General features: G+C 71.7%; 5 protein-coding genes. 1 reads left to right on the plus strand and 4 read right to left on the minus strand.

Annotated features, from left to right (window positions below; genetic code table 11):
* The 4 genes from ACQKIP_RS29690 to ACQKIP_RS29705 form a co-directional block, all read right to left on the minus strand.
* The coding region (locus ACQKIP_RS29690) for an acyltransferase family protein (RefSeq protein WP_427744637.1) at window positions 1-1,265 on the minus strand (1,265 nt) is incomplete at its 3' end.
* Complete coding sequence (locus ACQKIP_RS29695) at window positions 1,262-3,346, minus strand: glycosyltransferase (RefSeq protein WP_365857984.1); 2,085 nt, start codon at window positions 3,344-3,346, stop codon at window positions 1,262-1,264. The genes ACQKIP_RS29690 and ACQKIP_RS29695, both read right to left, overlap by 4 nt.
* 188 nt (window positions 3,347-3,534) lie before the next feature.
* Entirely contained in the window at window positions 3,535-4,245 is a 711-nt protein-coding gene (locus tag ACQKIP_RS29700; protein ID WP_365857268.1) for a hypothetical protein, read from the minus strand.
* Between the two features lie 241 nt (window positions 4,246-4,486).
* A complete protein-coding gene (locus tag ACQKIP_RS29705) occupies window positions 4,487-5,479 on the minus strand; it encodes a LysR family transcriptional regulator (RefSeq protein WP_365857266.1) in 993 nt (330 codons plus the stop codon).
* A gap of 102 nt (window positions 5,480-5,581) precedes the next feature.
* Between ACQKIP_RS29705 and ACQKIP_RS29710 the strand changes: the two genes are divergently transcribed.
* The coding region (locus tag ACQKIP_RS29710) for an MFS transporter (protein WP_427744640.1) at window positions 5,582-6,469 on the plus strand (888 nt) is incomplete at its 3' end.

Genomic DNA, 6,469 nt, shown 5'->3' on the forward strand with positions numbered 1-6,469 from the left:
GGCCAGACCAGGACGGTCATCCACAGCATGTACGTGGTGTCCAGGGCCGAGCTCCACTGCTCGTCCTCCATGAACGGCAGGTCGTAGGCCAGGTCGATGATCGGCACCGTGGCCATGATCAGCAGGTTGTGCCAGAGGTAGATCGTCACCGCTCGGTTGTTGGAGAGGGTGATCAGTTTGTCCCAGCGCTTGAGGCGGCCGGGCAGCTCCTGCCAGGACGGCGAGTACTGGAAGAGGATGACCACGAACCCGAAGGACCACGCCGCCTGGGCCAGCGGGATGTCGTTCAGGTCCCAGCCGTCCGGGCCCAGATGGCCCGAGGCCCACCACAGGCCGAAGGCCATGACCAGGGCCGAGACCGACACCGCCACGTAGCGCGGGACGCGGGCCAGGACACCCTCCTGGTGGGCCATGCCGAGCACCCAGCAGCTGCCGTACACCGCGAAGTCCGAGACCGCGTTGCCCGTCTCGCCGGGGATCTTGACGATCTCCGTGGCGAGCACCGCCGTCAGGGCGAGCGGCGCGAACAGCGTCGCCCACGGGACCCGGCGGAACGCCCACAGCAACAGCGGCGAGGCGATGACGAACCAGAGGTAGGCGCGGATGTACCAGAGGGGGCCCGCCGCCTGGGCCGGCCAGGTGTCCTCCAGGAGGCCCGCCTTGTCCCCGATGTGCCAGGGGAAGGGCGGGGCGCCGATCGGGAACACGTAGTTGACCATGCTGACCAGGCCCCACGTGCCCCCGTGGTCCGGGTCCTTGCTGACGTTCCAGCCGCCGTAGAACAACAGGAACAGCGCCACCGCGCTGAACGCCCACATCGGCGGCAGGAGGCGGCGGATGCGGCCCCTGATGACGCCCCACGCGGGGCGCTTGAGCGAGCGCGCCATGAGCGCGCCCGCGAGCGCGAACATCACGCCCATGGACGGGAAGAGGATCGTCAGCCAGGCCCAGCCGAACAGGTGGTAGACGACGACGCGCACCAGGGCGAGCGAGCGCAGTACGTCGAAGTAGCGGTCACGGCCCGGCTTCTTGGGCGCGGCGGCGGGGGCCGCAGGGGTCGCCGGACCCACCGGCGTCACCCCCATGCCGGGAGCCATCTGGCCGGGACCGCCCGGACCGCCCTGCCCTGGCGCATGGTTCCGCAGCCCCGGAGGCGGCGGCGCCTGCGGCAGCGGCTGCGTGGGATGCACCGGCTGCGTCGGGTACCCGCCCTGCGTGGGGTACCCGGGCTGCGTCGGGCGCGTGGGCTGCTGGGGATAGGTCATGCGACGGGCCTCCGGTCAGGGCTGCCCGTCCGCTGCTGCGGAATAGAGGGCTGGTTTCCGAGGACTCCCGTGCGCCGGAGCTTCTGCCAGCGCAGGCGGCCTCCGGTCAGCGCGGTGATCCAGGACTGGAGCAGCACGACGTACATCAGCTGCCGGTAGAGGATCTGCTGGAGGGGCAGCGAGATCAGATGGGTCATGCGCTCGCGGTCCAGCCGGAAGGCGTAGGCCGCGCACACCCCCTGGACGGCGAGCACGCCGAGCCACGCGACGACCGTCTTCTGGGTGGGCCCGAAGACCAGGCCGTAGAGCAGGAACACGTCGATCAAGGGGGCCAGGAGCGGCGCCAGGACCATGAAGAGGGATACGAGGGGCATGCCGACCCGGCCGAAGCGGCCCGAGGGGCCCGACTCGATCACCGAGCGGCGGTGCTTCCAGATCGCCTGCATCGTGCCGTACGACCAGCGGTAGCGCTGTGACCACAGCTGCTGCACCGTCTCCGGCGCCTCGGTCCACGCGCGCGCCTTCTCGGCGTACACGACGCGCCAGCCGTCCCGGTGCATCGCCATCGTGATGTCGGTGTCCTCGGCGAGCGTGTCGTCGCTCATGCCGCCGACCCGCTCCAGGGCCGAGCGCCGGAAGGCTCCCACGGCGCCGGGGATGGTCGGCATGCAGCCGAGCATGTCGTACATCCGGCGGTCGAGGTTGAAGCCCATCACGTACTCGATGTGCTGCCAGGCACCGATCAGGGAGTCCCGGTTGCCGACCTTCGCGTTGCCCGCGACGGCGCCCACGCGCGGGTCGCCGAACGGCTGCACCAGCTCGCGCACCGTGGACTGCTCGAAGACGGTGTCGCCGTCCATCATCACGATGAGGTCGTACCGGGCGTTGGCTATGCCGCGGTTGAGGGCCGCGGGCTTGCCCGCGTTCTGCTGGCGTACGACGCGTACGTTCGGCAGGCGCAGACCCTCGACGATCAGTGCGGTGCCGTCCGACGAGCCGTCGTCGATGACGATGATCTCGATGGGATGGTCGCTCGTCATGAGGGAGCGGACCGTCGCCTCGATGCACTTGGCCTCGTTGTAGGCGGGGACCAGGACCGATACCGGTTCGGTGACGTCGGGGCCCCAGCGGAAGCCCTTCTTGCGCACCTTGCGCGCGTGCACCGCGGAGAGCAGCAGCATCAGGCCGAAGCGGAGCATGACGAGGGAGCCGATGACGGCGAGGGCGACGACCAGTACGCCGGTGATGTTCTCCGAGGCGCCGACCAGGAAGACCCAGGCCTTGCCCTTCCAGAGCTCGATGCCGCTGACCTGCGCGTGCGCGCTGGGGGCGCCCAGGGCCTCGGTGAGGTTGGTGAACTTGTAGCCCTTGTCCTGCAAGCCGGGCAGGAAGGTGTCGAGCGCGGCGACCGTCTGCGAGCGGTTGCCTCCGGAGTCGTGCATCAGGACGATCGCGCCGTTGCCGTTCTTGGGCGTGGCGCGGCGGATGATCTCGGCGACGCCGGGGCGCTTCCAGTCCTCGCTGTCGGTGTTGTTGACGACGGTGAGGTAACCGCGGCTGCCGATGTACTGCGTCACCGGCCAGGACTTGTTGTCCATGGCGTCGGAGAACGAGGAGTACGGCGGGCGGAAGAGGGAGGTGCGGACACCGGCGGCGCCCGCGAGGGCGAGCTGGTTCTGCGAGAGCTCCCAGTCGATGCGGCTCTTGGACTGGTACGACAGGTCGGGGTGGTTGAACGTGTGCAGGCCGACCTCGTGGCCCTCGTCCACCATGCGCTCGACGAGGTCGGGGTAGCGCGAGGCCATCGTGCCGGTGACGAAGAAGACGCCGTGCGCGTGGTGCTTCTTCAGGACGTCGAGGACCTTGGGGGTCCACTCCGGGTCCGGGCCGTCGTCGAAGGTCAGCACGAGGCGGTGGTCGGGGACGCTGAGCGTGCCTTCGTGGCCGCCGCGGGTGTCGATGACCGGGCCGCCGTCTTCGAGGATCTTCTTCGGGACCTGGTCGGTGGCCGCGGGCGGGCGCACGCGGTGGTCGGCGAGGATCTCGCTGTGCGTGTAGCCGCGCAGCATGAGCATCGCCATCAGGGCGACCAGGAGGAGCAGCGGCAGGAGATAGCGCAGGGGGACCCTGCGCTTGCCGCGGACCGGCTGCGCGCGGCGCCGGCCGCCGCCCCCGCCGCGTGACGGGGCTGGGCCGCTGCGGCCGCCGCCCCGGGGCTGGGCGTGACTGTGACGGGAGCCGGCGGACCGGCCCCTCTTCGAGCGGGTGTTCATCGCTGTGCGCCCTCCGAGGGCTGCTGGCCTGCGCTCCGGGGGGACTGATGGACGGCCGCCTGTACGCGCAGCGGGGACTGTTGATCTGCGGCGGACTGCGCCACGGGGACCTCGCCGCCGGCTCCGGCCGGGCCGCCGGGGGACGAGGTCGACGGGTCCGGGTCCGGCGTGACGGGGTCGCCGGTCGGGTCCGGGTCGGGGTCCGGCTTCGAGGCGTCGTCGGTCGGGTCGGGCTTCCCGCCGCCGCTGTTGCCGCCCGTCGGGTCGGGGTCGGGCTTGTCGTCACCCGTGGGGTCGGGGTCCGTCTTGCCGCCGCCGGGCTCGGTCTTGCCGTCGTCCGTCTCTTCCGGGTCGGCCGGGTCCTTGCCGCCGGTGGTGGGAGCGGTGCTGCCGCTCTCCGACGCGCCGGGGGACGGTGTCGTGCCGGGGGATGCCGAGGGGTCGAGGGGGTCGGCCGGGCGGTTCGGGGTGTCCACCTTGCTGGCCGGCTTGTCGTCCTTGGGGTCGATCGGCAGCCAGGGCGCGCTGGAGTTGCCCGAGAGCAGGGTGCCCACGATGATCACCGCGTACACGGCGCAGGCTATGCCGACGAGCACGCCTATTCGGCGGTATCTCCGGCTGCGGCGGCCCGACTCGTCGACGAAAACCGGCCCGTCCGGCGCGTCCTGAGCGCTGTCGGGCACGAGGTTCGCCAGCTGCCGACCCACACCGTCGATCTGAATGGTGACTTCATTCGGATCATGGGTGTGTTCCGGTAGGGCATCTTCTCGCCAATTCTCCATGCGTACGCACAACCCCCCACATAACCTGACTCGGGCGCGCACGACTCCGGGCAACTTGCCGTCGGACCGGGCCCCCACCCGACCCGAGCGCCCCCCTATCACACCGCGCCCGGACCATGAATGTAGCGCACCCCAGTGACAGTCGTACTAATCCGCCAGCCGTGACTCACGTCATGATGAGCGCGTCCATGGCCGGAACCCAGCCGTCCCGGGGCCTGCGCAGCCACCCCTCGGCGGCGGCGAGCCCGGCCGCGGCGGCGCGCAGGGCGTCGAGACCGGGGTGCACCAGCCCCCTTCTCCACACCAGGGACACCGGCGACAGCGGCACGGGGTCGATCAGGGGCCGCAGGACCGACCCGGGCATGGCCGGGAAGTCCACGGCGGCGAGCACGGGGTTGCGGTGCTTGGCCATGATCCGCCCGAACTCCTCGGGTCCCACCGCGAGCGGGGCGGGCGCCGCCACCTCGATGCCGCGCCCCTCGAAGAGGCGATGCGCCAGGTCGGTCCACTCCAGCGTCCGCGGATTGCCCGCCCCCGCGTACACGCTCTCCCCCGCGAGCGCCCCCAGCGGCACCGCGTCGAGGTCGGCCAGGGGGTGGCCAAGCGGCAGGAGCACCGCCATCGGCTCGTACCGGACGGGCTGCTGGGCGAGCCGTGACCGCAGGGCCGGTTCGAGCCCGGCGTACCGCCCGAAGGAGACGTCGAGCCGCCCTGCGAGCATCTCGGCCGCCGCTCCGGTGAGGCCGCTCTCGTAGCGGGCCATCAGCTCGCACTCCGGGGCGAGTTCGCGGGCCCGCTCCAGCACGCGCCCGCTGATGAGGCCCTGGCTGTTCAGGTCCACGAGCAGCGGCCTGGCCGCGCCGCCGGAGCCGCCTGCCCGCGCGAAGGCGGCGGCCAGGTCGTCCTGGGCTTCGAGCACCCGTCGCGCGTACGGCAGCAGCCGCTCGCCCTCGGCCGTCAGCGTGACCTGCCGTGTCGTGCGCACGAACAGTTCGGCGCCCAACTCCCGCTCCAGGCGCCGCACATCACGGCTCAGCGCCTGCTGGGCGACGTACAGGGCTGCGGCGGCCCGCGTGAAGTGCAGCTCTTCGGAGACGGCCACGAAGGCGCGCAGGAGACGGGGCTCCAGGTCGCGGGGCGTACGGGACTCTGCTGTCACCCGGGGAACTTACAACGCTCCCGGAAACTCACAACAGAAGTGCGTGAGTCACCCCCCAGAAGGTGTTGGACGCCACACCGAAGCCCCGGTGAGGGTAATCCCATGCCTCCCGCCGAACCCCAAGCCCCCAGCCGCCCTGCCGAGCCTCAAGCACCCGGCCACACCGCCGAGCCTCACGCTCCCGACCACCCCGCCGAACCCCAAGCGCCCCACACCCCCCACAGGCCCCGCCCCCGCAACCCCTACGCCCGCCTCTTCCGCATACCGGGAGCCGCCGCCTTCACCATCGGCAACCTCATCGCCCGTCTCCCCATGGGCATGTTCAGCGTGAGTGCCGTGATCATGATCGCCGGGGCCCGCGGCTCGTACGCGCTCGCCGGTGCCGTCACCGCGACGGGACTCGCCGCCACCGCCGTCGTGGCGCCCTGGACGGCCCGCCTCGTCGACCGGTACGGCCAGGCGCGGATCGCCGTCCCCGCCACCGCGTTCGCCGCCGTCGGCTCGCTCTCGCTGCTGCTCTGCGTGCACTACGGAGCGCCCGACTGGACCCTGTTCGCCTCGTACGCGGCGACGGCCACGACCCCCAACACCGGCGGCATGTCCCGCGCCCGCTGGGCCCACCTCCTCAAGGGCGACGAGCGGGCCGTGCACACCGCCAACTCCTTCGAGCAGGCCGCGGACGAGCTGTGCTTCATGCTCGGCCCCGTCCTCGCGGCCTTCCTGTGCGGCACGTTCTTCCCGGAGGCGGGCACCCTCGTCGGAGTCGTGCTGCTCCTGTCCGGGGTCCTGCTGTTCGCCGCCCAGCGCAGCACGCAGCCCCCGCCCCGCGGCCGTACGACCGTCAAGGAGAAGTCGCCTCTCCGTGCGCGCGGGATGCCCGCCCTGCTCGCCGCCTTCCTCGCGACCGGCGCCGTCTTCGGCTCGATGGAGGTCGTGACGATCGCCTACGCCGACGCGCAGGGCCACAAGGCGGCCGCGGGTGCGATCCTC

Origin of the sequence: Streptomyces sp. NPDC059900, from assembly GCF_050270335.1 — a bacterium.
GTDB lineage: Bacteria > Actinomycetota > Actinomycetes > Streptomycetales > Streptomycetaceae > Streptomyces.